Origin of the sequence: Streptomyces sp. NPDC056161, assembly GCF_042268025.1 — a bacterium.
Taxonomy (GTDB): domain Bacteria; phylum Actinomycetota; class Actinomycetes; order Streptomycetales; family Streptomycetaceae; genus Streptomyces.
Window position 1 is genome coordinate 1 of the sequence record NZ_JBHJUV010000155.1, and the last position, 1,503, is coordinate 1,503.

Annotated in this window: 1 protein-coding gene and 1 pseudogene; one reads left to right on the forward strand and one right to left on the reverse strand. The window is 67.1% G+C overall.

Features of this window, described 5'->3' with window-relative positions; translation table 11 throughout:
• Window positions 1–35 precede the first annotated feature (35 nt).
• Window positions 36–218: pseudogene (locus tag ACFC09_RS46055) on the reverse strand (hypothetical protein); the annotation flags it as partial.
• Between the two features lie 45 nt (window positions 219–263).
• Between ACFC09_RS46055 and ACFC09_RS46060 the strand changes: the two are divergent.
• On the forward strand, window positions 264–1,268 hold the full coding sequence (locus tag ACFC09_RS46060) for an MFS transporter (RefSeq protein ID WP_376539202.1): 1,005 nt from the start codon (window positions 264–266) through the stop codon (window positions 1,266–1,268).
• Window positions 1,269–1,503: the final 235 nt, after the last annotated feature.

A 1,503-nucleotide genomic window follows, 5' to 3' on the forward strand; every position in this document is an offset into this window, starting at 1 on the left:
CAGCAGCAGGAACTCATCCGCAACCACCAGACGCGCTACCGCGACCAGGTCATACCCACCGCCTGACCGACAGCACCCTCAGAAGATCTGCACCCTTCGGCGATGGCCTCGGGTCGTTTGGTTGTTTTGCCCACGTCGTGGCGGGGGGCTGGGTGACGGTTCTTCGAGCCAGGTGGCCTGCCTGGTCCGGGTGTTGAGGGTTTCGGTGCACGGGCTGGGCCCCAGCGGGCCAGGGCGCTCGGCGTCAACGGCGCGGTGCTGTCATGGGGTTCGTCCTCGGCACCGTGGGTGGCGGTGTCACCACCAGCGGTCTGAACTGGCGCTGGACCATGCTGACCCTGGTCGTCATCGGTGCGCTGGTCCTGGTCGGCGCGACCGTCCTGCTACCCGGGACAACCGACGCAGGTGCAGTAGCCCGGCTCGACATCCCAGGTGCGGCCCTGGCAAGCGTCAGCCTTTTCGCCCTGGTCTACGGCATCTCGGTGGGCCCCGAGACCGGCTGGGGCAGCGCATCGACCCTGGGCTCCCTCTCCCTGGCCGTGCTGGCCCTCGGTTGTTTCCTCCTGGTGGAACGACGGCATCCGGCTCCACTGATCCCGCCGGGTCTGCTGAACAAGCCCACGGTGAAGTGGAGCGAGCTGATCGGTTTCATCACGCTCGGCATGTGCGGCGGTACGACGGTCCTGCTGAGCCTGTACATGCAGGACGTGCTGGGCTACTCGGCCCTGGCCACCGGCACGGGCTTCCTCGCTGGAGGCATCGCCGCGCTCATCAGCGGCACGCTTGCTGCCCGGATGATCGGCGCGCTCGGTAAGGCAGACGCCATGGCCACCGGCCTGGCTGTGCAAGGACTCGGCACCGGCGGCATGTTCCTGCTGCCCGCGGACAACGGGCTGGCACTCCTGGTGCTGACGTCCGGCGCCATGGGCTTCGGGCACGTGCTGACCGTCGTGTCGTTCGTCACCGCCATGACCTCCGGACTGCGGGACGACGAACAAGGCGTCGCGAGCGGTCTGTCACAACTGCCCCAGTTCCTCGGCGCCATCGGCACCGAGGCCATCGAGCGCTTCTTCACCGCGTACGCGGCAGGCGACTTGGACGGCATCGCGCAGGTGCTGTCCGCAGACATCGAGTGGACGATTCCGGGGGGCCAATTTCAACCTCGCGCCACTTCCCGACCGCCTCGCCTGACAACACTCCACGGAAGTCCCGACGGCAACCCGATGGCCACAGGTAGACGGAGAACGATCAGCGAAGCCCCTTCCTGAGGTGCCCGACCGAGCAAGCACCGGGCCAACTGCTCCACCTGATGGCCGCACTCAACGCCTCCGTCGCCGAGACACGGGAAGTCGGCGGCGAGGACGCCGACGTGTACGAGATGCCGAAGAAGAAGCAGCCGGCCAAGAAGGAAGCGTTCGTCCCGCAATGATCACGGAGTCCGCGGCAGAGCTCCCTGATGCGCTGAGGAAGGACTCAGCCGGTGGCTTGTGAAGCACCCAAGGA

Bases quoted from the DNA above. Each gene is read 5' to 3' on its own strand.
- ACFC09_RS46060 (WP_376539202.1), top strand. From the start codon at position 264: ATGGGGTTCGTCCTCGGCACCGTGGGTGGCGGTGTCACCACCAGCGGT.